This is a genomic window from Citrobacter sp. Cf118 (assembly GCF_030334095.1).
Classification (GTDB): domain Bacteria; phylum Pseudomonadota; class Gammaproteobacteria; order Enterobacterales; family Enterobacteriaceae; genus Citrobacter; species Citrobacter freundii.
Map to the genome: position 1 here is coordinate 397271 of NZ_JAOWES010000056.1, position 25928 is coordinate 423198.

Here is a 25928-nt window from a genome sequence, read left to right on the forward strand (position 1 = left end):
AAAATATCAGGTAATAGGGCATTGATGTAGTCCAGATAAGGACTTTATATTATTTATTAATTATTTGTTTGGTGAATTGATGGGTTATAAATGCGGTCTGATATTAATAAATAATAACAGACCGCCAGCGCTTTTATTTAGCGAAATGTTTCTTGAAATTCAACATAAAGCCTTTATCGCTGATACCGTCCTCTTTCCACTGGTAAGCATCCAGGTTCAGGCTGGCATCTTTGGCGCTGTATTTCACGCCGACGGTTGCCAGGCCGTTCATGCCGCCGCCTTTCTGACCATCATCGAGACTGAACTGTTGACCCGCCACACCCTGCAAAGACGCTGAGCGCTGGCTCTTGCTGTAGCTCAGATTTGGACCGCCCTCCAGCGTCATGTTAGCGCTCCAGCCATTTTGACCTGTATAGTTCGCTTTCAGGCCGACGATAGAATCAACAGCTGTTTCACTTCCACTGTTCATGCTCAGGTTGAAATCACCCGCGCTGCGTTCTTTGTAGCCGTCTTCCAGCGTGTGACGTAATTTCACTCCTGCGTATGGCGTGACCGACAGCCCCTCATCCAGGGTAAAGGTTTTCGCACCTTCACTGCGGAATTCGAGGTATTGTTGACGCGTGCTGGAATCCGCAACTTTGCTGACATCGCCATAAGAGACAGAGCGGTTGCTGTCGAGATTGTGTACGTCATAACGCAGGGCGTTATTCCACGCCAGTCCGTCTTCAAACGCCATGCTGTGCTTGAGACCGAAGAACTGACTGAAGCCGCCAGTCAGGCCATTGTCGCCCACTTTTTGTGAACCACTGCCGTCCAGACGGGCGATCCCGTACTCCATCGTCAGGTTCTGGCTGGTGGTCAAATCAAGCGTCTGACGTAGCGCTAGCATGTCGTACTCGGTGTCGTTGCCCAGTTCGGCACGCGGATCGCCCTTCGCCACCACGTTGAACGCCAGACCATTCGCGTTCACCTGCGGCGCTGCGCTGGTCAGCATGTTGAAGCGGTTGCTGAGTACGCGCGCTTCACGGAATACAGTGGTGGCCTGGCTGCCACTCACCTGCTTCAGGGCTCTGTTGAGCTCGGCGGTGGTGCCAACGTTCAGGCTGGTATACAGCTCGTTGTTGGTGTAGCCTGCATCCAGCGCCTGGGCGACGCTGTCGACGCTGCTGTCGGTCGCCACGTCGGTGTAGGCGTTTTTGGTCATGGTGACATCTACGTTGCCGTCGGTGTCGGTGCTGCCCTGAGCATTCCACACCACGCTGGTGGATCCGATGTTTTCCGCGCCCTGGATATTGCTACCGGTAAAGGCGTTATCCACCACGATAGTAGTGTCTGCCGTGCCCGCGGTAAATCCGGTACCCACTTTTACATTGTCGCCAATCACCAGATTGTTAGCTTTCAGCGTGCCGGAGCTGCCGTCAGCGTTGGTGCCGACAATGTAGTTAGAGAGCTGTTGCGGCGCGTTCGGATCGGCTGGCGGCGTCGGGATGTTTCCCTGAGATGGTGCAGTATCCGCGTCTGGTATAGCGATATCCGCAGCGCCGTCTTCGTTGGTGTAGGTGGTTCCTGGCGCATAGATACCGCAGCCGCTATCACACAGCAGATTGATCTCGCCGTTATTGATAATGGCTTTTGTCGTGCCGCCAAAGGCATAAGAGTTATCCGCGTATACGTTGATTACGCCGTCAGCCGTGTTGTTGATCGTGGTTTTCGAACCATTGCCCTTGATTCCGATAAGCCCGGTGCCGTTGGTGTCATCGATTTGCCCCTGTTCGGTACCAACGTTAATGGTGCCACTGTTAACCAGGTTGACAATATAGCTGGTGGAGCCGCCGCTGATTGCGACAGCGTTGTTGCCCTGTACGTTGATGGTTCCCTGGTTGGCGAAGTTATAGCCGCGTCCGAGGTTGATGAGCGGCGCATTTGGGTTAATGCCGTTAATCACGCCTGTTTCGGTATTCCAGATCCATTTACCATTGCTGTTTGAATCGGTACTGGCCGTGGTGATGGCGCTGTAGCCGTTAGTGGCAGTGATAGTGCCGCTGTTGACCTGAGAGAGAGAGTCGCTGGTGCGTGTGACATGGACAATAGTATTTTCGCCGCCCGCTACCGCGCTGCCGCTGTTACTGAGTGTTGCCCCCGCATCATTGTAGAGCAGGAAGCTGCCGCTCATCAGCGCTTTACCGTCTTCCGTCACCGTCATACCACCGTTGTTGACGATTTCCTGCTGGTAGCTGCTTGCTGAAATAGCCCCGGTAAAATCACCATCGTTAAAGAAGGTGGTGTTGCCGCCGAGGGTCAGTAGATCGGTGGTGATGCTGCCGCCCGCACGGTTGTACGTGGTTGCATTGGCCTTTATTTTATCGGCGTTCAGAGTTCCTTTGTTTTCCAGACCACCTGCGTTGATGCTCAACGTACCATCAACGGTCAGTGCGGCATCCGCTTCGTTGTATAGCCAGCTTTTCGCATCAACATTGCCGTTAAGCGTTTCGTTGCCGTAGTTTGCCAGGGGGGTGACGCTGATGAATCCGCTGGCGGAGGTTTGGGTGTCGCTGTCGCCGCTGCCCGCCAGCACCTGCAGCCACAGCTGATCGCCTGGCGTGGAGCCCATATGCGTATCCTGATCATCCATCGGGCTACCGTTGAGGTTGATCTGGCCATTATTGATGATGTAGCTGCTGCCGTCGGCATAAAATGCCTGGCCGTAGCTGGCATCAATATTGATAACGCCTGTCGCGCTATTTATTGCTGTCCCTCCTGCGGTCGCGGCCATACCAACCAGCAGGGGAGTCTCTGTTCCCACGTTCTCATCGCTGGTTAAATTGATGGTGCCCTGGTTAATCGCCGTACCGCCTGACAGGGCCGACATACCGAAGCCCGCATTATGGACGGTGATGGTGCCGGTATTCGTTACCGTAGCGCTACCACTACCGCTATTACTGGAGCCTGCTACCATTCCGCTACTGCTCACCCTACGGTCGGAAGGCGCCCAGTAACTTTCGCTAATGATGTTACCGTCTGCATCCAGCGTCTGCTTAAAACCGTCGACATAAATCGACCCGGCGTTAAGTGCTGTTCCTTTGGATGCGGTCATACCATATAACCCTGCTCCGTAAAGGGATATTTCGGCCCCGGCGTCGTTGAACACCGCGGCATTGTTGTAGGCCAACATGCCGTAAACCGTATTGCTATACCAGGCGATTGGATAGAGGAGGATGCCGCCTTCGCCGTAAGGCGTTGACCCGGTGGTCAGCGTGATGCTGCCGCCTGCGGCATTGACTGCGGTCGAATTTTTTCCATCGGCTTCGAGGGTTGCTATCATGTTGTACTTGGTGGTGTTGGTTGTTGCTTTGATATCACCGCTATTTTTAACCGATGCTCCATTTGAGGCACGCATGAGGGTTGTTATACCGCTCATGTTAATTGCCCCCTGATTTTCAATAGAAGAGTTCGTACCGCCTGCTGCCATTATTGCATTGAGGCTGAAGTACTGGCTGTCAATGAAGTTATATTGAATATCCACCACCGAAGTGTCGTTAAATATAACTTCTCCGCCATTTGCCACATTAACCAGGGCGGTACTGCCTCCGGAGATATCTTTAATTTTCAGCTGAGAATGTCCATCCAGCGTGACGTTGCTTTCGCCATTGATATTAATGCCGGTAACGAGGGAGGAATACATCCCCGGGACGGCAGACTGGTCAATATTGATCCCTCCCATCAGATCAACATTATTGCCATCGCCAGTAATGTTAAGCCCGATAGAATTTAGGTAGCCGCCCGAGTCGTTACTCGTCTGATCGCTGGAATAAATGGTGAGAGCACCGGATAAACTTACCTGATTATTATCACCAGTGATATCAATACCGGATAAAACATCACTGCTTGCCATTTTGCTATTATTGGCAAAATCACTGTTAAGCGATACGCTGCCGGAGATATCGGTGGTGGTATCATCGCCAATAATGGAAATGCCGGTTGCGCCACGATAAACACCCGTACTGTCCTGCGTTGAGTCGACAATGATATTGCCACCGAGCGTGGTCTGCGCTTCATTGCCACTCACCAACGTCCCCGTACCGTTGAGGCTAACCTGGATATTGCCTTTGTTTTTAAAGGTGTTCCCCTGGCCGGCCACCACGAAGCCGATAGACGATGTATCCTGTACTGTGGCATTACCGGTATTGCTAAGGGTGTTGTTCTGGCCATAGGCGACAAGACCCGTAGCACCATGAGTCACCAGCAGATCGCCGGTTTGGATCAGACTGGAGTCATTGCCATCAATAACGGCGGCTATTGAGCCTGCGCCATCGGCCGTAATATCGCCCGTGTTGGTAATGCGAGTGCTGTCACCATTGATTCGTGTACCGGTTGCACCATCGGTAATGGTTTGCTGTCCCTGACTGATAACCTGCGTATCGTCACCTTCAATATACAGTGCAGTGGAACCGGTGCCGCTGGCTGTAACATCCCCTGTATTGTCGACGACTGTATCGTTGCCAGTAATTTTCGCTCCTGTACCACCGTCAGCTACATTGAGTTCACCATCGTTAGTGATATGCGCTTTATCGCCATTAATGATCGTTCCGATTGAACCCTGTCCGCTAATATCGGAGGTTCCGGTGATATTCACACTGGAATTGTCACCGTCAATGATCATAGCGATAGCACCGTTGTTGACGGTGATATCGCCAGTCATATTAACAGTGGCATCATTACCGTTGATATGAGTGCCAGTAGCGCCATCGGATATATACTGTGCGCCTTCGCTGATGACGGTGGCGTCGTCGCCGCTAATATTTAGCGCAGACGATCCCTCTCCGCTGACGGTTGAGTTCCCTTTATTCTCGATGAACGCATTATCCCCGGTAATGTGTCCCCCGGTGCCACCGTCGGTGATAGTCATTTCACCTTCATTGACGACGCGCGCGTTATTACCGTTGATAACAGAGCCAGTGGAACCTTCACCGCTGATGTCTGAGATTCCGGTATTATCGATCGTAATATCGTCGCCATCGATAACCAGACCTGTACCACCGTCAGTGACGTCGATACCGCCTGAGATGTTGGTTGTCGTGCCATTACCTGAAATAAATGCGCCGGTCGCGCCGTCAGTGGTCGATTGCCCTGAAATGGTGTTGATAGTGTTATCGCCGGTAACAATAATACCAATAGCGCCATCGCTTACCGTGGAGTTGCCATTCAGCGTGTTTTGTGTGTTATCGCCGGAAATAATCACACCCGTTTCATTCTCACCGCTGATCACCAGCCCGCGTTCGCTGGTATGCGTTGCGCCGTCCTGGTCGGTAATTAGCGTCCCTTAGCTGGCGACAATCAGGTTACCGCGACTGTCATATTTCCAGAAACGCCCATCAGAGGTTGTGCCGCTGAAAACGGCATTGTTGTCATCGGTGATGTGCCATTTATCGGCAACCAGTTGCGTGCCGTCTGCGGCAGTCAGGATGTAGCTGTTGCCATCTGTTGATTTTTGCCAGCTCAGAACCACATTGGTGGCGCTGGTCGCTGCGGTATTAATGTTTAGCTCATCCAGTGTGACCGTTGCCGCGCCGTGATCGGACGTCACGCCGTTATCATAGATATTTACGCGAGTATCAGGCGGAGTGACATCGCCACCGTCGTCAGGCGGAGTGACATCATCGCCACCGTCGTCTGGCGGGGTGACATCATCGCCGCCATCGTCAGGTGGTATCGGTGTTACATTATCGTCTGGAGGGAGTGGTGAGGTATCCTGATGGCGAGCATGACCGCCGCCGTTGTTATCTATACCAATGGCGACGCTGGCAACCAGAGCCGCTACTCCCCCTGTTACCCACCCCCAGTGATTGTCGTTTTCAGGCAATGCAGCAAGACAGGCTGCAGAGAGTTTTTTACGTTCTTCTTTGGATAATAAGGAAATGTTTTTCGGACAATCTTCATTGTCATCGTTGTTATCTGAGGCAAATGCTGGGGTGTACCAGGGTTGTAATGCAACCGCAATCGCAATAGCAATGATCTTTCTTCTTTTCATAAGAATCGTCCTTGGTTATATAACATCCTGTAATTGGAAATGAAATTCTTAAATGTAAGTGAAATATGATTAGTCTAGGGAATTTCATTCAATGAATATTATTTTACCATCGATATATCGGACCTGGTCAAATAGGCCCTCGGAGCTATTCATTTTTCTGATGAATGTAGTTTGCTTGTTTTGTGCGGGCGGGAGGCGCTTTATTGATAATTATGCGGTTTTTTATCTTCGTGTATTTCTAGAGTGAATTATTTAGTTTTTTTTAATTGTCTTGTTAGAATAAATAACTCTATTAATAAAATAAATGCCCTGAATATCAGGGCATTTATTAGCATTCAATTAATGATTCGAGAACCAGTTCAGCTTATCGCGTAGCCCAACCACGCGACCGACGATAATCAGCGCCGGACTTTCAACCTGCTGTGCCAGCTCGCCGAGCTGTGTCAGAACCCCGTTGACGACGCGTTGCTTCACGGAAGTCCCGTTTTCTACCAGTGCGACGGTCATATCAGGCTGCATGCCAAATTCAATCAGTTTTTCCTGGATGGTGGCTGCCTGATTCAATCCCATGTAGAAAACCAGCGTCTGTTTCTCGGCCGCCAGGTTTTCCCAGTCCAGCTCACCGCCGGTTTTCAGGTGTCCGGTAACCAGACGCACGCTCTGAGCGTAATCACGATGGGTCAGTGGAATGCCGGAATAGGCAGAACAACCAGAGGCTGCGGTAATACCAGGCACTACAGAGAATGGAATACCGGCATGGCACAGCGTTTCCAGCTCTTCGCCACCACGGCCAAAGATGAACGGGTCGCCACCTTTCAGTCGTACCACGCGCTTGCCCTGCTGTGCTTCACGCAGCAGGATCTGATTGATCTCTTCCTGCGGTACGCAGTGATAGCCCGCACGTTTGCCGACGAACACCCGGTCTGCATCGCGGCGTACAAGGTTCATGATGTCGTCGGAAACCAGGCGGTCATAGACCACGACATCCGCTTGCTGGATCTGCTGTAGCCCTTTCAGCGTCAGCAGGCCGGCATCGCCAGGACCGGCGCCAACCAGTACCACTTCACCACGGTGATCCAGCGGTTCGCTGAGCATTTGCTCGGTGGTTTCCTCGACGGCTTTTAGGTCATTGTTCGCCAGCGACTGCGCCAGGCGGTCATTCACGAACAATTTTTCCCAGAAGCGGCGACGTTCACCCATGCTGGCAAACTGTTGCTTCACCCGGGAGCGCAACTTGCCGGCATATTGTGCGACCTGGCCCAAATGCTGAGGCAGTACGGATTCAAGCCTTTCACGCAGCAGACGGGCAAGCACCGGCGATGTCCCGCCGGAGGAGACCGCCACCATCAGCGGCGAGCGGTCGATAATGGAGGGCATGATAAAACTGGCTGCTTTTGGCGCGTCGACCACGTTGCAGAAGATACGGCGTGACTCCGCGGCGGTGCTGACGCTTTGGTTGACGGCATCGTCATCGGTGGCGGCAATAGCCAGCCAGCAGGTGTTGAGCAGGGACTCATCGAACGGTCCCTCAACCAGCGTCAGCATGCCTTCATCTGCCCATACTTTGAACTGCGGAATAAACGCCAGTGCATTAACCGTTAAACGGGCGCCCGCTTCCAGCAGTAACCGCGCTTTGCGTTCTGCGACATCACCACCGCCGACGATCAAGCAGTCGCGGTCACGTAGTTGACAAAATATAGGCAAATGGTCCACGACATTACCCCTTAATTAATTATTAGCAGCCGCCTCTGGCTTGTTGATTTTTGCCGGAGCCGGACGCTCCGATTTTGGCGTAGCATACCAATAACCTAATCCCATGAATACGACACCGGACAAAGTATTACCGAGTGTCACCCACAGCAGGTTATGACCAATTCCTGACAGGGTATAAGCTTCGCTGTGATGACCGAACCAGGAGAGGGCAAACAGCGTCATGTTGGCCACCGAGTGCTCGTAGCCTGAAGCGATAAACGCCAGCAGACACCACCAGATAGCGAGGAATTTTGCCGCGCCTTCGGTACGGATTGCCATCCATATTGCCAGACAAACCAACCAGTTACACAGTGCGCCTTTAAAGAACAGCACCGTTGCAGGCGCGGTGGTTTTCGCCAGCGCGACCGAATGGACGATGCTGGTATCGACCGGCAGCAGACTGCCGCCCCCCCAGCTATAAAGCAGGGCGACAAACACGGAGCCGACCAGGTTACCCAGCCAGGTTTGCGGCAGGATAGCCCACATTTGGCCGTGGCTGATGGTGCCCGCTTTGACGCCGAGCGTCAGGAACATGGTGTGACCGGTAAACAGTTCTGAACCGGCAATAATAACCAGCGTTAAAGCGATACCAAAGGTTGCACCCATCACCAGCGGACGTACGGACGGGTCGAGCAGGTTACCGAGGGTAAAAATAAGGATGATGCCGAGGCCAACGTAGGCCCCTGCCATTGCCGAACTGACCCAGAACCCGAGCGGGTTATTTGCCGACAGGCGTGCGATGCGCGCAGCGTTAGCCGCACACTTATTGATAGTGTCTGTGAACATGTGTTGATTATCCTTTTCTCACTTCATCCTTTGCACTGCCTCTTTGTTGGCAGCCCTCGCTCACCCCAGTCACATAGTGAACTATGCTCTTGGGGGGTTGCTCAGTTGCCGCCGCGATGCAGCACAAATGATTTTGTGATAACAATTACAATGAAAAAAATACAAAAAAGGGGAGGCGTTGCGCCTCCCAAAAATTTATTAACCGCGCAGTTGCACCGTGCCGTCTTTCACTCGCGCTTCGTAATGTTTTACGGAGAACTGTTCGTCTTCCATGCACAGTCCGTCGCTTAAACGAAAACGCTGTTTTTTCAGCGGGCTGGCAACCCACAATTCGCCCTGATGTTCAGCAATCAGCCCACGAGAAAGCACGCTGGACTCAAAGAACGGGTCGATGTTGCTGATCGCAAACACCTGGTCGCTGTGATACGGGCGGAAAATCGCAACCTGCTCGTTACCTAACAGGGCGCAGACGCCTGTTGCAGGCAGAATGTCATCGATTTTGCAGATGTTTTTCCACTGGCTCATGCGTTTTCCTCCACCAGAGTCACCGGGATACGCTCATAAGGCGTGGCCGGACGATGTTGTTCACGTTCAGGCACAACCTGGACATTCGGATCGCGTTTATCGCTGTTGATAAAGTGTTTGAAGCGAACCTGCGCGGATGGAGTGTTAACGGTTTCTGTCCACTCGCAGACCACCGCTTCACGCAGACGGGCCATCTCTTCTTCAAGATGCTGGTTTAGGCCCAGCTTGTCGTCGATGATGACGGACTTCAGATACTCGATGCCGCCTTCCAGATTGTCTAACCACGGTGCGGTACGGGTCAGTTTGTCGGCGGTACGGATGTAGAACATCATGAAACGATCAAGATACTTGAGCAGCGTTTCGCGATCGATATCTGCTGCCAGCAGGTCTGCATGGCGAGGTTTCATCCCGCCGTTACCGCAAACGTACAGGTTCCAGCCTTTCTCAGTGGCGATGATACCCACGTCTTTGCCCTGAGCTTCCGCACATTCGCGGGTACAACCGGAGACGCCGAATTTCATTTTGTGCGGGGTACGAATGCCTTTGTAGCGATTTTCCAGCTCCACGCCGAAGCCGACGCTATCGCCGACGCCATAACGACACCAGGTGCTACCTACGCAGGTTTTCGCCATACGCAGCGCTTTGGCATACGCGTGGCCGGTTTCAAAACCCGCTTCAATCAGCTGACGCCAGATTTCCGGCAGGTCATCTTTCTGCGCGCCGAACAGACCGATACGCTGAGAACCGGTAATTTTGGTGTACAGGTTAAACTCACGCGCGATACGGCCCACGGCCACCAGGCCTTCAGGGGTAATTTCACCGCCCGCAGAGCGCGGGATCACGGAGTAAGTACCGTCTTTTTGGATATTGGCCAGGAAGTTGTCGTTGGTGTCCTGCAGCGGCGTGTGCTGTGGTTTGAGGATGTACTCATTCCAGCAGGACGCCAGCAGGGAACCCACGGTAGGTTTACACACTTCGCAGCCGTAACCTTTACCGTGTTTAGCCAGCAACTCTTCGAAAGTTTTAATGCCTTCTACGCGGATCAGGTGGAACAGTTCCTGACGTGAATACGGGAAGTGTTCGCACAGGTTGTTGTTAACTTCGATACCCTGTTTCGCCAGTTCGGCGTTCAGGACCTGCGTTACCAGCGGGATACACCCGCCACATCCGGTACCGGCTTTGGTTTCCGCTTTCAGCGCCGCAACGGTATGGCAGCCTTTGTTGATAGCGGCAACCAGCATGCCTTTGGTGACGTCAAAGCAGGAGCAAATCTGCGCGCTGTCCGGCAGTTTATCGACACCGATAGATGGCTTACCGCTGCCCGCATGTGCTGGCAGAATCAGTGAATCTGGATTTTCCGGCAGTTCAATGGCGTTCAGCACCAACTGCAGCAGATTGCCGTAATCGCTGGTGTCGCCAACCAGAACCGCGCCGAGCAGGGTTTTGTTATCTTCGCTAACGATCAGGCGTTTGTAGACTTCTTTGCTTTCGTCGAGATAGACATAGCTACGTGCGCCCGGCGTGCGAGCATGCGCGTCGCCAATACCGCCGACGTCAACGCCGAGCAGCTTCAGCTTGGCGCTCAGGTCCGCGCCTTCAAAGGCGTTTTCAGTTTCGAGAATATGGTCAACGGCAACCTGCGCCATTTTGTAGCCAGGAGCGACCAGACCATACACGCGGTTGTTCCAGCTTGCGCATTCGCCGATGGCATAGATGTCCGGGTCAGAAGTCTGGCAGGTGTCGTTAATGACGATACCGCCGCGTGGCGCGACGTCAAGGCCGCACTGGGTGGCCAGTTTGTCGCGTGGACGAATACCGGTAGAGAAGACGATGAAATCGACTTCCAGTTCGCTACCGTCGGCAAAACGCATGGTTTTGCGCGCTTCGGTGCCTTCCTGAACGATCTCTTTGGTGTTTTTGCTGGTGTGCACACGCACGCCCATGCTTTCAATTTTGCGACGTAACTGCTCGCCACCCATATGATCCAGCTGTTCAGCCATCAGCATTGGGGCGAATTCAATCACGTGGGTTTCAACGCCGAGGCTTTTCAGCGCACCAGCGGCTTCCAGGCCCAGCAGGCCACCGCCGACCACGGCACCGCGTTTGCTACGGCGCGCGCAAGACTCAATCGCGTTGAGGTCTTCGATGGTGCGGTAAACGAAGCAGTCCTGGGTTTCCGAACCTTTAATCGGTGGGATCCACGGGTAAGAGCCCGTCGCCATGATTAGCTTATCGTAGTAAACCGTACGACCTGCGCTGGAGTGGATTACTTTCTCCTGGCGGTTAATGGTAATTGCGCGCTCGCCCACTAACACCTTAACGCCGTGCTTCTCGTAGAATCCTTCACGCACCAGAGAAAGCTCTTCGGCGGTGTGGTGGGAGAAGTAGGAAGACAGGTGTACGCGGTCGTATGCTTTGCGGGGTTCTTCACAGAAGACGGTAATATCAAAATTGGCAGCGTCGGATTTATCAAGAAGATCCTCAATAAAGCGATGGCCGACCATACCATTACCGATAATAGCGAGTCTGACTTTGCTCATTTTTGCCTCGATTTCTTTTCTATTACTGCCTACCTTAACGATTCAGCAACCGCACTTATTGATGCAAATCAAATTCGCCCTTATATACCCCTTAAGAGGTATATAACTGATTTGTCAGCATTTTTATAAGTGACGGAATTATTTGAGTTTTCGTGTTTGTACAAATAGCGTACAAATTAAGGGGTTTTTGTAAGAATTGGCCTACATGACCAGTGAAAGAAGAGAGGGGGCGAAAATATGCCGGATGATGTAGATACCATCCGGCAGTGTGTAGGCCGGGCTAGCTAAGCGCCCCGGCACTGAGATTAATGCGTTGCTGGCGCGTTATGCTGGCGATGACGCGTGACGAACCCAAGAATAAAGCACATTACGAATACAACCGCATACAAGCCGTTAGCCGTCTGCAATGCTGCCTGTGGGCCGCTGTGTGCCACAATAGGGCCGGTTACCACGAAGGTGAGCATAGTACCGATGGTGCCGCAGGTCAGAACGAAGTTAACCAGTTTGGGTGAGGCGACCTTCGTCTGCTGGGAGCCAAGGGTAATGATGGTGGTATAAATCGCGCTGGAGAAGAAGCCCAGCGTTAGAATGAACCACGGCATATGTTCCGGCGTACCCGTGATAAACAGATACATCAGTACGGTGGCCAGACCCGCCAGTACGGTCAGGATGCGTTGCAAATCGAAGAAACGCAGAATGAAGCTAAACGCCCACATGCCAACCATGTAAGACATCCAGAAGTCGCTGACCAGTTTACCTGCGTCGTTCAGGCTCATACCCAGGCTTTTGGCGTATTCCGGAACCCAGGAGATAAAGCCCAACTGACCGAGGATGTAGCACAGCGCGGCGATCGCCAGAAACAGCACGCCAATCCCCCATTTTTCTTTTACTACCGGCGCGTCTGACTGCTGAGCGTGTTTACCCAGTGCCGGAAATTCACAACCGAAGGTCAGCAGGAAAATAGCGACGTATACCAGGCCGATGCAAGCATAGACCCAATACCATTCGATGCTGCGCGCTAACAGGAACGCGGCAACCATCGGGAAAATCATCCCGGCCATGCTGAAGAAGGAGTCAGTAAACAGTAAGCGGGAACCGCGCTGGCGACCTTCGTACATTTGAGTTACCAGGAACGTACCAATCGACATGGTTATACCGCTCACAAGACCCAATACAAACATGGCGGCAGAGAACAAGGCCAGGCTATGGCTGAGCATCAGTCCGGCGACTGCCAGTACCATCAGGATAAAGCCGAAGCGCAACTGGGTTTTCAGGGGCACGATTTCCATTAACCATGCATTCAGAAAGATAGAGATCAGAATGCCGGCATTCAGGAAGGTGAAGGTGTTACTCATGCTGGAAACGGGCAAATGGAAGTAATCTGCGATGTTTCCCATCACCATCCCGGTGACAATTACCAACGCACCTGTCAGGGCGTAGGAGAGAAAGCTAATCCATGTGAGCTTGATGCGATTGCTGTTAGTCATGACTGGCCTGTATAGAAGTGTAAGGCGCATTGACTGCGCCGTGAGCGGGCAGATTTTAGGCGCTTTTGTGATGTATTTAAATATTTATTGGTAATGAGTTTGTTTATTACATTTTTGTATGTGATCTAAATCACATTGATTCATGCGGCAGTAAGGTTACATTTGTTTCAAGTACGTAAAATTAGGTAAAGGGATGGCCTTGTCCTTGAAGGCTCTTTAGAATCAATTCACTTGCTTCATTTCTGCTCTTGTTAAGGAATTCTCATGCTCAAATCGACTCTGGCGGCTGTTGCAGCTGTTCTCGCTCTTTCTGCTCTCTCTCCCGCAGCACTGGCAGCAAAAGGTGACCCTCATGTTCTGCTGACAACCTCTGCTGGTAACATTGAGCTGGAGCTGAACAGTCAGAAAGCCCCGGTTTCAGTGCAAAACTTTGTCGATTATGTCAACAGCGGTTTCTATAACAACACTACGTTCCACCGTGTGATCCCTGGCTTCATGGTGCAGGGTGGCGGTTTTACCGAGCAGATGCAGCAGAAGAAACCTAACCCGCCAATCAAGAATGAAGCCGATAACGGACTGCGTAACACCCGCGGCACGATTGCTATGGCGCGTACAGCGGATAAAGACAGCGCGACCAGCCAGTTCTTTATCAACATTGCAGACAACGCTTTCCTCGATCACGGCCAGCGCGACTTTGGCTATGCTGTCTTCGGAAAAGTTGTGAAAGGTATGGATGTCGCGGATAAGATCTCTCAGGTACAGACCCATGATGTCGGTCCATACCAGAATGTTCCGTCAAAACCGATTGTTATCCTTTCTGCTAAAGTTCTGCCGTAATCGTATCTCGCGCGGGTAGTTCTTGCCCGCGTTCCCCCCTCTCTCTGCGTAACCCGAAATTGCTGCTTATACTTGTGGCAAGTGTCGGCTCATTCAGGGAGGTCACGTGAAAAAACTCACCGATAAACAAAAGTCCAGGCTGTGGGAACAGCGGCGAAACGCCAATTTCCAGGCCAGCCGACGGCTGGAAGGCGTAGATATTCTACGGGTTACTCTGAGTGCTGAAGACGCTCTGGCGCGTCTTGAAGAGCTGAGGAGGCACTATGAGCGATAAATTCGGTGATGGTCGCGACCCGTATTTATATCCGGGCCTGAATGTCATGCGTAACCGTCTGGGGATTCATCAGGCGCAGCGTTTGGCGCAGGCGGCTTATGAACTGACGGCGCTGCGTGCGGCGACTATCGAATTGGGGCCGCTTAAACGGGGCTTACCGCACCTGTGCGCCATTCATCGCCAGCTGTATCGGGATATTTTTGACTGGGCGGGACACTTGCGCGAAGTCGATATTTACCAGGGCGATACTCGCTTTTGCCATTTCGCCTATATCGAGAAAGAGGGCAATGCACTGATGCAGGACCTGGAAGATGAGTCCTGGCTGGTGGGATTACTGGAAGACAAGTTTGTCGATCGTCTTGCGCACTATTATTGCGAAATCAATGTGCTGCATCCGTTTCGCATTGGTAGCGGTCTGGCGCAGCGTATTTTCTTCGAACAGTTAGCGATTCATGCAGGGTATGTGCTGAGCTGGGATGGCATTCCGGTTGAGGAGTGGAATCAGGCTAATCAGAGCGGGGCGATGGGTGACCTGTCTGCACTGCGGGCGATATTTCGTAAAGTGGTAAGCGAAGCACCGGAAACTGAGTAGAATAGCGCGGTTCTTATGTACCGGAGCCGCCATGATCCTGCTTATCGATAACTATGATTCTTTCACCTGGAACCTGTACCAATACTTCTGCGAACTGGGGGCAGATGTCCTTGTCAGGCGCAACGACGAGCTGACGCTGGTGCAAATTGACGCGCTGAGCCCGCAAAAAATCGTCATTTCCCCGGGACCCTGTACGCCGGATGACGCCGGTATTTCGCTGGAGGTTATTCGCTATTTCGCAGGGAAGATCCCTCTGCTGGGCGTTTGTCTGGGGCACCAGGCGATGACGCAGGCCTTTGGCGCGACCGTGGTTCGGGCGGCGAAAGTGATGCATGGTAAAACGTCGCCGATTACGCATAACGGGCAGGGCGTTTTTCAGGGGCTCGCCAATCCATTAACGGTAACGCGCTATCATTCTCTGGTGGTCGCTCCCGAAACCCTTCCTGACTGCTTTGAGGTGACCGCCTGGAGTGAAACGCAGGAGATCATGGGTATTCGCCACCGGGAGTGGGATATGGAAGGGGTGCAGTTTCACCCGGAGAGCATTCTCAGCGAACAGGGGCATCAGCTGCTGGCTAATTTCCTCAACCGGTGATTTGTGGTTGCTATTTAGTGATTTTTTATTCATATTTTGTGATTATAATTTCACTAGCATTTCTGCTTAACAGGGTGGTAATGACATGGCAACTGAACAAACTGCAATTACACGCGCGACATTCGATGAAGTGATTCTGCCGATTTATGCACCGGCTGAGTTTATCCCGGTAAAAGGGAAAGGGAGTCGAGTATGGGATCAACAGGGTAAAGAGTATGTTGATTTCGCGGGCGGCATTGCAGTTACCGCGTTAGGGCATTGCCATCCTGCGCTGGTTGAGGCGTTAAAAACCCAGGGTGAAACCCTGTGGCATACCAGCAACGTTTTCACCAACGAACCTGCGTTGCGCTTAGGCCGTAAAATCATTGAGGCAACATTCGCCGAACGCGTACTGTTCATGAACTCCGGTACCGAAGCTAACGAAACCGCCTTTAAGCTGGCGCGCCACTATGCCTGCGTGCGTCATAGCCCGTTCAAAACCAAAATCATTGCCTTCCATAACGCGTTTCACGGCCGCTCGCTGTTTACCGTATCCGTCGGCGGGCAGCCGAAATATTCCGACGGCTTTGGACCAAAGCCGGCAGATATCATCCATGTCCCGTTTAACGATCTGCATGCGGTCAAAGCGGTGATGGACGATCACACCTGCGCGGTGGTGATCGAGCCTATTCAGGGCGAGGGTGGCGTTACTGCGGCAACGCCGGCATTCCTGCAAGGCTTGCGTGAGCTCTGTGATCAGCACCAGGCGCTGTTGGTATTTGATGAAGTACAGAGCGGGATGGGGCGTACTGGCTCACTGTTTGCCTATATGCACTACGGCGTGACGCCGGATATCCTGACCAGCGCCAAGGCGCTCGGTGGCGGTTTCCCGGTGAGCGCGGTGCTGACCACCCAGGAGATTGCCTCCGCGTTCCACGTGGGTTCACACGGCTCCACATACGGCGGTAACCCGCTGGCCTGCGCGGTTGCGGGAGCTGCGTTTGATATCATCAACACGCCGGAAGTGCTGGAAGGTATTCAGGCCAAACGCCAGGCGTTTGTTCAGCATTTGCAGAAAATTGACCAGCAGTTTGACATTTTCAGCGACATTCGCGGTATGGGACTGCTGATCGGCGCCGAACTGAAGCCGCAGTTTAAAGGCCGGGCGCGTGATTTCTTGTACGCCGCGGCGAATGAAGGCGTGATGGTACTGAACGCCGGACCGGACGTGATGCGTTTCGCGCCGTCGCTGGTGGTGGAGCAGACCGATATCGATGAAGGGATGCAGCGCTTCGCGCAGGCCGTGGCGAAAGTGGTGGGCTGATTGCCGGATGGCGGCGCGAGTGCCTTATCCGGCCTACAGGGTAAGGTGTGATTCGTAGGCCGGATAAGCGTAGCGCATCCGGCAGTCGACCTTAACCTTTCATGTCCCGCAACCGGCGGCTCAGCCAGATCCCGTGGTGCGGTCGCTGACGCCATGCTACCGACGAAATGGTATGCATGGTGTTCAGATGCCCCAAAACCCGCTGCAGATGCTGCTCAAGGGTGCTTAAAGGCCCATGGGACAGCATCTCTGGCGCCTCAAGAATATTCACATCGCCGGAGCTTCCGGGTCCGTCATATTCCAGCCGCTGCTGACAGCGCTGGATCGCAATTTCACAGGACTCCAGATATCGCTGCGCCAAATCCGGCGTCAGCATCGTATGTTCCCTTGCCAGCGTAGTCATTGCGTTGATGTGTTCGACGATGAACTGACTATGCGTAACCCACAGTTTCATGTCCGCCAGATAGTGCGAGTTGAACCCAGGCTCCTGCATCGCCTGGTTAAGTGAGTTGAACAGCGTGTTATGCGCCTGGTTGACCCGCATGCGTTGATACGCCAGCGGTGTGGCCTGGGGATCGTTGCTAAGAATCAGGCGAATGGCCTCCTGATCGGCTTCTAACGCATCGTGGGCGTTTTTACGCAGTAAACCGCTCTGCCACTGCGGCCACAGCCAGAGCATCCCGCCAAAAGCGATCAGGCAGCCAGTGACCGTATCGATAAACCGCGGCACGATAAACTGTTCCCCGTTCAGTGTCAGCAGTTGCAGGGTATATACCGCGGTGACGGTAAAGCCGACGGTAGCCCAGCCGTAGTTTTTGCGGATGGTCAGATAACTCACCAGGGTTATCAGTAGCATGCCTGCCAGCGTGTAACCTTCCTGAATATGAAAGTGCAGCGTGACGCCGGCGATCACCAGACCGACGAGCGTCCCTACTGAACGGTGTAAGATACGTACCCGGGTTGCCCCGTAGCCATTTTGCGTGACAAACAGGATTGTCATCAAAATCCAATAGGGTTTTGGCAGGTGTAAGGCGCTGCCCATCAGGCTGGCAATGCTCAACATGACGCTGATGCGTCCGGCATTACGCAGCGCCGGGGATTTCAACGACAGATAGCTTTTCAGGGCAGGGATCAGCGGCAGCCGACGCTGCTTGTCAGCCATTAAATCACGGGCATACAGTGGTCGCTGGGTGCGTAGCACACGGGCAATACGGCTGAAGTGCCAGTAGCAAAATTGACCCACCGGATTGTCCGGATGCTGGTTGGCGATTTTCTCCAGCGTGCCAATCTGCTTTTCCATTGAGAAACGGGTCGGTAAGCGGTGATACAAAATATCATCGGCCAGTACGCGAAGGCGTTCGGCGACGGTGCGCGCATTCCAGCGAATCACTTGTTCGGCGTGGCTACGTTCGACCAGCTTTTGCACCTCTTCCGGCTGGTGGAGGCTAACGGAAATATGTTCCTGTAAATCGAGCGCCTCCTGAAAGGCACGTAGCAGGCGCTTATAATCGTTGTTGCGATGCGCCGACAGCATATGCATTTGCTGATAGCACTGGGTAATTAAATCCACCGCTTTTTGCTGGCGCACCAGCAGGGGAGGCAGCGCTTTTTCTGGGTCGGCATGCTGGGTCAGCATGCTGTACTTGGCCTCACAGTAATCGGCTAATTCGCGGTACAACAAGCTGAGCGACTCACGCAGCGGCTGCTCGCGCCACATCCAGAACCAGAACCAGTTGAACAGGCCATACCACAATGTGCCCAGCGCGTAGATTAGCAGCGGCTCCCAGACGGGCATGTTACCTGCCAGACTGAGTGTGAAAATTGCCGCGATAAGCGAGGCAGGTAGTAGTCGCGCATGCAGAGGGCCTAATTCTGCGGTTACACCAAGAATCAGCGTCAGGCCGGTGAGGATCAGCGGCAGCGGTATAGTCTGTGCCAGCAGTAATTGCATGATCAGACTGCATCCGGCAAACAAAGACGCGCCAATCACTAAGCGTTTGAAAAAGCGCTTATGCGGGGTATCAAGACCGGCAATATTGCAGCAGGCAGGGACGAGGGAAAAGAGGAGTCCCAGATGAAGCTGACCGATGATCAGGCCGACGGCCACAGGTAAACATAGCACCAGCGTTTGTCGTAGTGCGTAGTTGATCTCTGGGTGGTATATCAGTCTTCGCCACATCGGAGCAAACAAAAGTGGCGCATTACGGGGTAACGCGCCACTTCGATGGGGTTAACGTGTGCCGTAGACGACGATGGTCTTACCGTGTGCGGAGATCAGGTTCTGATCTTCCAGCATCTTCAGAATACGACCGACGGTCTCACGGGAGCAGCCAACGATCTGGCCGATTTCCTGACGGGTGATTTTAATCTGCATGCCGTCCGGGTGGGTCATCGCATCAGGCTGTTTCGCCAGATTCAGCAGAGTCTGCGCGATACGACCGGTAACGTCGAGGAAGGCAAGGTTGCCCACTTTTTCAGACGTGACCTGCAGACGGCGAGCCATCTGAGAGGACAGGCGCATCAGAATATCTGGATTGACCTGGATTAATTGGCGAAATTTTTTGTAGGAAATTTCAGCGACTTCACATGCAGTTTTAGCACGGACCCAGGCGCTGCGTTCCTGACCTTCTTCGAAGAGGCCTAATTCACCAATAAAATCGCCCTGATTCAGATAAGAAAGGATCATTTCTTTCCCTTCTTCATCTTTGATCAGCACTGCCACTGAGCCTTTAACGATGTAGTACAACGTTTCCGCTTTTTCACCCTGGTGAATCAGCGTGCTCTTCGATGGGTACTTATGAATATGGCAATGAGACAAGAACCATTCGAGAGTCGGGTCTGTTTGCGGTTTGCCAAGCACCATGCGCGGTTATCCTCTGTTATAAGCTGTCTCCAGAGCCAAAAAACATCCTGTCTCTGGGTTTGCAAAAATGTGCTTCCCGCTACCTGGGAAGGGGGCTGTCAATACGTGCGACGGCCTGTAATGTGATGTCCTCTGCATACATGCAGTACGTCAATGTATTACTGTAGCATCCCGACTGTTTTAGCATAGCTTTCGCCGTGTGTCTCCTGGTGTCTCGCTTCAGCATGACGCAGGTCGCCTTCCGTTGCGAGATTTGTTGTGTGCGCGTAATCTGTCAGGAAAATTGATGCATCGGAGTAATAAAATATGCAAGCACGTGTTAAGTGGGTTGAAGGGCTGACCTTCCTCGGTGAGTCCGCCTCTGGCCACCAGATTTTGATGGACGGTAATTCCGGTGATAAAGCGCCGAGCCCGATGGAAATGGTCTTAATGGCTGCGGGTGGTTGCAGCGCAATTGATGTGGTGTCGATCCTGCAAAAGGGTCGTCAGGATGTGACCAACTGCGAAGTGAAGCTGACCTCCGAGCGTCGTGATGAAGCGCCGCGCCTGTTTACCCATATCAACCTGCATTTCATCGTAACGGGTAACGATCTGAAAGATGCGTCCGTCGCACGTGCGGTCGATCTTTCGGCGGAAAAATATTGCTCCGTGGCGCTGATGCTGGAAAAGGCGGTGAACATTACCCACTCCTATGAAGTGGTTGCCGCGTAATTGCTGATGCCGGATGGCGGCGTTGCCTTATCCGGCCTACAGGGTGATGTTGAGTCGTAGGCCCGATAAGCGAAGCGCCATCGGGCGCTTTCCACATATCACTCTATCTTTTTGCCTTCCATCAGTCGCTGCACCAGCGGCAGCATAATCAATTCCATCGCCAGACCCATTTTTCCGCCCGGTACGACCAACGTATTGATATGAGAAATGAATGAGCCCTGCAGCATGGCCAGTAGCCACGGGAAGTCGATCCCTTCCAGATTACGAAAATGAATCACGACAAAGCTTTCATCGAGTGACGGAATGCTCTTGGCGGCAAAGGGATTAGAGGTATCGACGGTTGGTACGCGTTGGAAGTTGATATGCGTACGGGAAAACTGTGGCGTGATGTAATTGATGTAATCGTCCATTGAGCGCACCACCGAGTCCATCACCGCTTCACGCGAGTGTCCACGCTCGCTGGTATCGCGGGTCAGCTTCTGGATCCACTCCAGGTTCACGATCGGCACCACGCCAACCAGTAGATCGACATGCCGGGCCACATTTTGCTGAGGGGTGACAACGCCGCCGTGAAGTCCCTCATAGAACAGGACATCCGTCGGTTCAGGCAGCGGCTGCCAGGGCGTGAATGTCCCCGGAACCTGATTCCACGGTACTGCTTCATCGTAGGTGTGCAGGTATTTACGCGACTGACCTTTGCCCGTCTGGCCGTATTCAATGAAGGTTTGCTCCAGCAGACCGAAGTCGTTAGCTTCGGGGCCGAAATAGCTGATATGCCGCCCGGCATCGCGTGCTTTGCGAATCGCCATGTCCATTTCCGGACGGGTATAGCGGTGAAAACTGTCACCTTCCACCTCGGCGGCGTGCAGGTTTAACTGCGCGAAAATTTTACGAAACGCGAGGCTGGTGGTGGTGGTCCCCGCGCCGCTGGATCCTGTTACCGCAATCACCGGATGTTTGGCAGACATAACAACTCCATGAAATGGTTGTAATTATAGTAAAGTCGGCCGGCGGCTACGGATTACTCGTGAATCTGCTTCCTCGGCATAATGTTGACCGTTTCATGCAGTTCGGACCACACCAGCACGGCTTCACCTGATTGTAGTTGGCGTTTGACGTCGGCGACTTTTTGTTCGAGCGAGCGTTCATGTTCACCGTAATCGGTGCCTTCACGCAAGACAAAGCTTTCAATCAGATTGTCCAGCGCGTCCGGAGAGATATCTTGCCATGGGATAATCATGATGACGCCTCCAGATACGTTGTCAGCCAGTCCGGGATTCTTGATTCCAGCCACATCTCAGGACGGCGCACTGTGCCACCAATAAATCCGACGTGGCCGCCATGTTCAGTCAGCTGATATTCCACCTGTGAAGGCAGATTTTCCGGTTTCGGGATCACGTGATGATCCATAAACGGATCGTCTTTAGCATGGATAATCAGTGTTGGTTTGGCGATCCGATTGAGCAACGGCATGGCGCTGCACTGGCGGTAATAGTCGATAGCATCGGCGAAACCGTGGATTTTGGCGGTGATCAGATCGTCAAAATCGCGAATGCGGCGCAAAGATTTCAACTGGGCCAGGCTTACCGGCAGCGAACCTGGATACGCCTCAAGCTTACGCGAGGCGTTGGTTTTCAATAAATTGAGCAGGTAGCGCTGATAGACACGGGAAAAGCCCTTGTCCATATGGTAGCTACAGGCTTCGAGCACGAAAGGCGCAGAAACGATAACCGCTGCATCTATCGGAATATCGTTGCCTTCTTTTGCCAGCAGACAAGCCAGCATGTTTCCACCGAGTGAATAACCTACCGCGGCGGTCGGTGCGCGACCGAACTCACGATCCAGCCAGTGTAAAAACCAGGTGCCATCTTCTGTTTCACCGGAGTGATAAATACGGTTCAAACGATTGGGCTCACCACTGCAACCGCGAAAATGCATTACCACGCCCAGCCAGCCGCGCTTTTGTGCTGCTTCAATCAGGCCATGTGCGTAGGGGCTGTTCAGACTACCTTCCAGACCGTGAAAAACCACCAGGCGCGGTTTATGTCTCGCCTGTTGCGGATCTTCACTCCACGCCAGATCGACGAAATCGCCGTCGGGCAATTCCAGACGCTGCCAGTGGGCGTCGAACTTCACCTTACGGCGAATTAATCGCGGCAGCATCGTCTGCAGATGGCGGTTACTGATACCGCGCATCGGGCGGAATTCTCGCGAATCGTCGGTAGGTGGGGTCATTTCTGTGGACGTGATTTCAACCATAACACCGGAGCAATTAATAATCGGAAAGAATAACTATACCGCGCACAGCGCGTGCGGGTTAGCCAATATGTGATTTTGTCGCTAGTCAGTCAGCAGGTTACGCGAGAAAAAATGAAAATCGACGTTAGGTTTACGTCGCCACAGGCGGGCTTTACGCGTCCCTGTCGCCACGCTTTCTCCAGTATCTTCAAACATTCCTGACGCTTCAAAGCGACGAATCAGACTTTTACGCTGGATCGACTGACCGAGGATCACCTCAGTGGCTTCGAGTAGTTGCCCATGGGTAAATGTTTCTGGCAAGCAGTACACTGGCAGGAGCGAGTACATCGTTTTTTGCCGCAAGCGATGCAGCGCCGCTGTAATGATTTTCTCGTGATCAAACGCGAGTGAATAGTTTTTCAGCTCATCAACCGGCACCCAACGGGCATTGCTGACGCTGGCGATATGGGGCGCGCAGTCTACCCAGGCGATTAGTGCAAACCAGGTGACCGTCAGGCTCCAGCCGCGCGGGTCACGATCAGGCCCGGAAAAGGTATCCAGTTGTTCCAGCCACGAAGGCGAAACACCCGTTTTTTCAGTGAGTTTGCGCAGCGCGGTGGTACGGGTTGAATCATCGTTTTCGATATCAATAAAGCCGCCGGGTAATCCCCAACGTCCTTTTTGCGGCTGCTTTGCCCGCTCGACCAGTAATACGCACAGCGCCTGCTGATGCAGGGTAAATAACACACTATCTACCGTCACCAGAGGTGAAGGGAAGCGGCTGGCGTCGTACTGATTCAGGTAGTCGGCTTCGGTGGTCATAAGGTACTCACGATGATTTGTAACGCTGATAAGTGTACCAGCCCGGCACCGGGGGGCAAGATTCGTTTTTTCTCATTACTTATCAGTTGATTAACTAACAGCTTAAAAATAATTCATTTTCTGCTTGCTTAATATGTGTCTTAAGGACATTATTAATTGTGTCGAAGGGACATAATTAAGGGGTGAGCGCGATGAACATAAAATTGACACTAACTTTGGACGACCAGGTCTATGCCGTTGCCAGCGGTGTTTTTCCTGATGGTGCTGTCTGGTTAAAAGTCACCGATGCGTTGCCAACCTTTGCTCGCCTGATGCGCATCCGTGCCACGGCTATGCGCGATATGAACGATTTTATGCTGCTGTCGCAACTGGTTGAGGCGGTCCGTCATCAGACCGATGTACTGGTCAGCCATCTCGACCTTCCCTGGCTACCGTGGGCGCGTCAGGACAGACATATGGTATCGGGTGACAGCTTTGCGCTGAAAGTCTTCGCCAGTCAGCTCAATACGTTGAAATTTGACAAGGTCAACGTGCTCGACCCGCACAGTGACGCGGCGGCGGCTGCAATCGACAACTTTGTGGCGATCCCCCAGGAGGTTTGCCTGATGCAAAGCGCGTCATTATCGCGGCTGTTTCAGCAAAACGCGCTGATGTTGGTTGCTCCCGATGCAGGATCGCTGAAGAAGATTGATGCCGTAGCCAGAGCGGCCGGTGTGGAGCAGTACGCCATCCTGAGCAAAAAACGTGATGTGGCAAGCGGCAGCCTGACGGGATTTGCGTTATTGGCCGGAGACGTCAGGGGGAGGGATCTGCTGATTGTCGACGACCTGTGTGATGCTGGCGGCACCTTCATAGGTTCTGCGCAGGTGCTACGTGATGCCGGTGCCCACAGCGTTAGCCTGTACGTCACCCACGGGATCTTTTCTAAGGGCGTTGAACACCTGTTTGCTAACGGTATTGACGCCATCTACACCACCACTTCTTTAGCTGCCCCGACGCTGGAACATCCGCAGCTTGAACTTATCGATATTGACGCGATTTACCGCGCCTGAGGGAGACACCTGTTATGAAAATGAATCCAATTTTAGCTATCGACGGCTACAAAGTGTCTCACCGCGTGCAGTATCCGCAGGGCACCCGTCGCGTATATTCCAACTTTACCCCACGCAGCGATCGCTTTTTCTCCTCGCCGTTGGCGGATGGCAAACTGGTATTTTTCGGCCTGCAGGGGTTTATGCAGTGGTTTTTAGTCGACCTGTTTAATGAGGCGTTCTTTGCCCGCCCGGAAGATGAGGTTGTGAGTGAATACAAACAGGTCATGGATAGCTATCTCGGCAAAGATGCAGTGGCGGTGGACCATATTCGTGCATTGCATCAGTTGGGCTATCTGCCGCTGCACATCAAGGCGCTGGATGAAGGTAGCAAAGTCCCAATGACGGTGCCGGTTTTAACCATTATCAACACCAAACCCGAATTTTTCTGGCTGGTGAATTACCTGGAGACCGTCCTGTCGGCGGAATTGTGGAAAGCGTCGACAAACGCCACGATTGCTCACCATTACCGCAAAATCTGCGCACGCTGGGCACAGAAAACCTGTAGCGACCAGACGCATCTTGACTTCCAGTGCCATGACTTTTCATTTCGCGGTATGTCCGGATTACAGGACACCATGCAGGCGGGCAGTGGGCATTTGTTGAGCTTTAAAGGGACCGACAGTATTCCATCTCTGTTGTACGCCCGCGATTACTACACCGACGGCGAGCCCTATTTTATCGGCGCCAGCATTCCAGCTACTGAACACAGCGTGATGTGTATGGGCGAGCGCGAGCATGAGATTGAAACCTTCCGCCGCCTGATTGCCGATCTCTACCCGCAAGGATTTGTATCGATAGTATCTGATACCTGGGACTACTGGCAGGTGCTGACGGAATATACCCGTGAACTGAAGGGCATCATTCTGGCGCGTGAAGGTCGTGTGGTATTCCGTCCGGATAGCGGCAACCCGGTAGAGATTCTGTGCGGTACTGGCGAAGATAACGATACAAGCAGCGATCGTACCGCTCAGGAGAAAGGGTCCGTGGAAGTGCTGTGGGAGATTTTTGGCGGTACGATTAACGCCAAAGGTTACAAGGTGCTCGACCCGCATGTTGGACTGATTTATGGCGACTCCATCACCCTTGAGCGGGCGAATGAGATCCTGCGTCGTCTGGAAGCGAAAGGATTTGCCAGTTCAAACGTCGTGTTTGGCGTCGGTTCCTTTACCTATCAGTACAACACGCGTGACACCTTCGGTTTTGCGATGAAAGCGACGTGGGGAGAAGTCGACGGCAAAGGCCGGACGATTTTCAAAGAGCCGAAAACCGATAATGGCCTGAAGCGTTCAGCCCGTGGTCTGCTTCGCGTCACGCGTGATGAGCAAGGGGAACTGCGTCTGCATGATGAACAAACCTGGAAACAAGAACAGGAAGGGGAGCTGAAAACTCGTTTTCTCAACGGCAAGCTGTTTAACCGCGAGCATTTCGAAGAAATCCGCCAGCGTCTGGCGATGCAGGGATAATTCAACAAAAATGCCGGA

Annotated in this window: 20 protein-coding genes and 1 pseudogene; 8 read left to right on the forward strand and 13 right to left on the reverse strand. The window is 52.9% G+C overall.

Features of this window, described 5'->3' with window-relative positions:
- Positions 1–133: 133 nt before the first annotated feature.
- From OGX67_RS03915 to tsgA, 7 genes are all read right to left on the reverse strand, one after another.
- Positions 134–5266, reverse strand: coding sequence for a pectate lyase-fold domain-containing protein (locus OGX67_RS03915; RefSeq protein WP_286525946.1), 5133 nt, complete (start codon positions 5264–5266; stop codon positions 134–136).
- Between the two features lie 54 nt (positions 5267–5320).
- A complete protein-coding gene (locus OGX67_RS03920) occupies positions 5321–6028 on the reverse strand; it encodes a BigA/YdbA N-terminal beta-barrel domain-containing protein (RefSeq protein WP_286525950.1) in 708 nt (235 codons plus the stop codon).
- Positions 6029–6367: 339 nt separating this feature from the next.
- Positions 6368–7741 carry a siroheme synthase CysG gene (gene cysG, locus OGX67_RS03925; RefSeq protein ID WP_048218769.1) on the reverse strand — a complete coding sequence of 458 codons (1374 nt, stop codon included), beginning with the start codon at positions 7739–7741 and terminating at the stop codon, positions 6368–6370.
- A 15-nt stretch (positions 7742–7756) separates the two neighbouring features.
- Positions 7757–8566 carry a nitrite transporter NirC gene (gene nirC / locus OGX67_RS03930; RefSeq protein WP_257651309.1) on the reverse strand — a complete coding sequence of 270 codons (810 nt, stop codon included), beginning with the start codon at positions 8564–8566 and terminating at the stop codon, positions 7757–7759.
- A 198-nt stretch (positions 8567–8764) separates the two neighbouring features.
- On the reverse strand, positions 8765–9091 hold the full coding sequence (nirD, locus tag OGX67_RS03935; protein WP_003023590.1) for a nitrite reductase small subunit NirD: 327 nt from the start codon (positions 9089–9091) through the stop codon (positions 8765–8767).
- Positions 9088–11631 carry an NADPH-nitrite reductase large subunit gene (gene nirB, locus OGX67_RS03940; RefSeq protein ID WP_003023592.1) on the reverse strand — a complete coding sequence of 848 codons (2544 nt, stop codon included), beginning with the start codon at positions 11629–11631 and terminating at the stop codon, positions 9088–9090. Before nirB ends, nirD begins: the two co-directional genes overlap by 4 nt.
- Before the next feature lie 305 nt (positions 11632–11936).
- Positions 11937–13118 (reverse strand): MFS transporter TsgA, encoded by a 1182-nt coding sequence (tsgA, locus tag OGX67_RS03945; RefSeq protein WP_003023593.1) that lies wholly within the window; start codon positions 13116–13118, stop codon positions 11937–11939.
- 264 nt (positions 13119–13382) lie between these two features.
- Between tsgA and ppiA the strand changes: the two genes are divergently transcribed.
- From ppiA to argD, 5 genes are all read left to right on the forward strand, one after another.
- Positions 13383–13955 (forward strand): peptidylprolyl isomerase A, encoded by a 573-nt coding sequence (ppiA, locus tag OGX67_RS03950; protein WP_003023595.1) that lies wholly within the window; start codon positions 13383–13385, stop codon positions 13953–13955.
- Positions 13956–14061: 106 nt separating this feature from the next.
- The gene (ficA, locus tag OGX67_RS03955; protein WP_003023597.1) at positions 14062–14229 is read left to right on the forward strand and encodes a FicA/YhfG family antitoxin; all 168 of its coding nucleotides are present in this window, start codon (positions 14062–14064) and stop codon (positions 14227–14229) included.
- On the forward strand, positions 14219–14821 hold the full coding sequence (locus tag OGX67_RS03960) for a putative adenosine monophosphate-protein transferase Fic (RefSeq protein ID WP_032950367.1): 603 nt from the start codon (positions 14219–14221) through the stop codon (positions 14819–14821). Before ficA ends, OGX67_RS03960 begins: the two co-directional genes overlap by 11 nt.
- A gap of 31 nt (positions 14822–14852) precedes the next feature.
- Positions 14853–15416, forward strand: coding sequence for an aminodeoxychorismate synthase component 2 (pabA, locus tag OGX67_RS03965; protein ID WP_257651308.1), 564 nt, complete (start codon positions 14853–14855; stop codon positions 15414–15416).
- An 85-nt stretch (positions 15417–15501) separates the two neighbouring features.
- Positions 15502–16719 carry a bifunctional acetylornithine/succinyldiaminopimelate transaminase gene (argD, locus tag OGX67_RS03970; RefSeq protein ID WP_003023603.1) on the forward strand — a complete coding sequence of 406 codons (1218 nt, stop codon included), beginning with the start codon at positions 15502–15504 and terminating at the stop codon, positions 16717–16719.
- 91 nt (positions 16720–16810) lie between these two features.
- Here the strand turns inward: argD and OGX67_RS03975 are convergent, their stop codons facing one another.
- Together OGX67_RS03975 and crp are read right to left on the reverse strand one after the other, a co-directional pair.
- The gene (locus OGX67_RS03975; RefSeq protein ID WP_003023605.1) at positions 16811–18898 is read right to left on the reverse strand and encodes a YccS/YhfK family putative transporter; all 2088 of its coding nucleotides are present in this window, start codon (positions 18896–18898) and stop codon (positions 16811–16813) included.
- Positions 18899–18949: 51 nt separating this feature from the next.
- Positions 18950–19582 carry a cAMP-activated global transcriptional regulator CRP gene (gene crp, locus OGX67_RS03980; protein WP_000242758.1) on the reverse strand — a complete coding sequence of 211 codons (633 nt, stop codon included), beginning with the start codon at positions 19580–19582 and terminating at the stop codon, positions 18950–18952.
- A gap of 306 nt (positions 19583–19888) precedes the next feature.
- On the opposite strand from crp, the gene OGX67_RS03985 reads away from it, so the two are divergent.
- Positions 19889–20293, forward strand: a complete 405-nt coding sequence (locus tag OGX67_RS03985) for an OsmC family protein (RefSeq protein WP_003023611.1) — start codon at positions 19889–19891, stop codon at positions 20291–20293.
- A gap of 98 nt (positions 20294–20391) precedes the next feature.
- On the opposite strand, the gene OGX67_RS03990 is transcribed toward OGX67_RS03985, so the two are convergent.
- The 4 genes and pseudogenes from OGX67_RS03990 to OGX67_RS04005 form a co-directional block, all read right to left on the reverse strand.
- Positions 20392–21261, reverse strand: a complete 870-nt coding sequence (locus OGX67_RS03990) for a phosphoribulokinase (RefSeq protein WP_155574530.1) — start codon at positions 21259–21261, stop codon at positions 20392–20394.
- 53 nt (positions 21262–21314) lie between these two features.
- A complete protein-coding gene (locus tag OGX67_RS03995; RefSeq protein ID WP_003023615.1) occupies positions 21315–21533 on the reverse strand; it encodes a YheU family protein in 219 nt (72 codons plus the stop codon).
- Positions 21530–22598: pseudogene (locus OGX67_RS04000) on the reverse strand (hydrolase). Before OGX67_RS04000 ends, OGX67_RS03995 begins: the two are co-directional and overlap by 4 nt.
- 35 nt (positions 22599–22633) lie before the next feature.
- Positions 22634–23353 (reverse strand): NUDIX hydrolase, encoded by a 720-nt coding sequence (locus tag OGX67_RS04005; RefSeq protein ID WP_003023620.1) that lies wholly within the window; start codon positions 23351–23353, stop codon positions 22634–22636.
- Positions 23354–23544: 191 nt separating this feature from the next.
- Between OGX67_RS04005 and prs the strand changes: the two genes are divergently transcribed.
- On the forward strand, positions 23545–24405 hold the full coding sequence (prs, locus tag OGX67_RS04010) for a ribose-phosphate diphosphokinase (RefSeq protein WP_071697079.1): 861 nt from the start codon (positions 23545–23547) through the stop codon (positions 24403–24405).
- Positions 24406–24419: 14 nt separating this feature from the next.
- Positions 24420–25910: a nicotinate phosphoribosyltransferase gene (locus OGX67_RS04015; protein ID WP_257651306.1), complete on the forward strand. Its 1491-nt coding sequence runs from the start codon at positions 24420–24422 to the stop codon at positions 25908–25910.
- Positions 25911–25928: the final 18 nt, after the last annotated feature.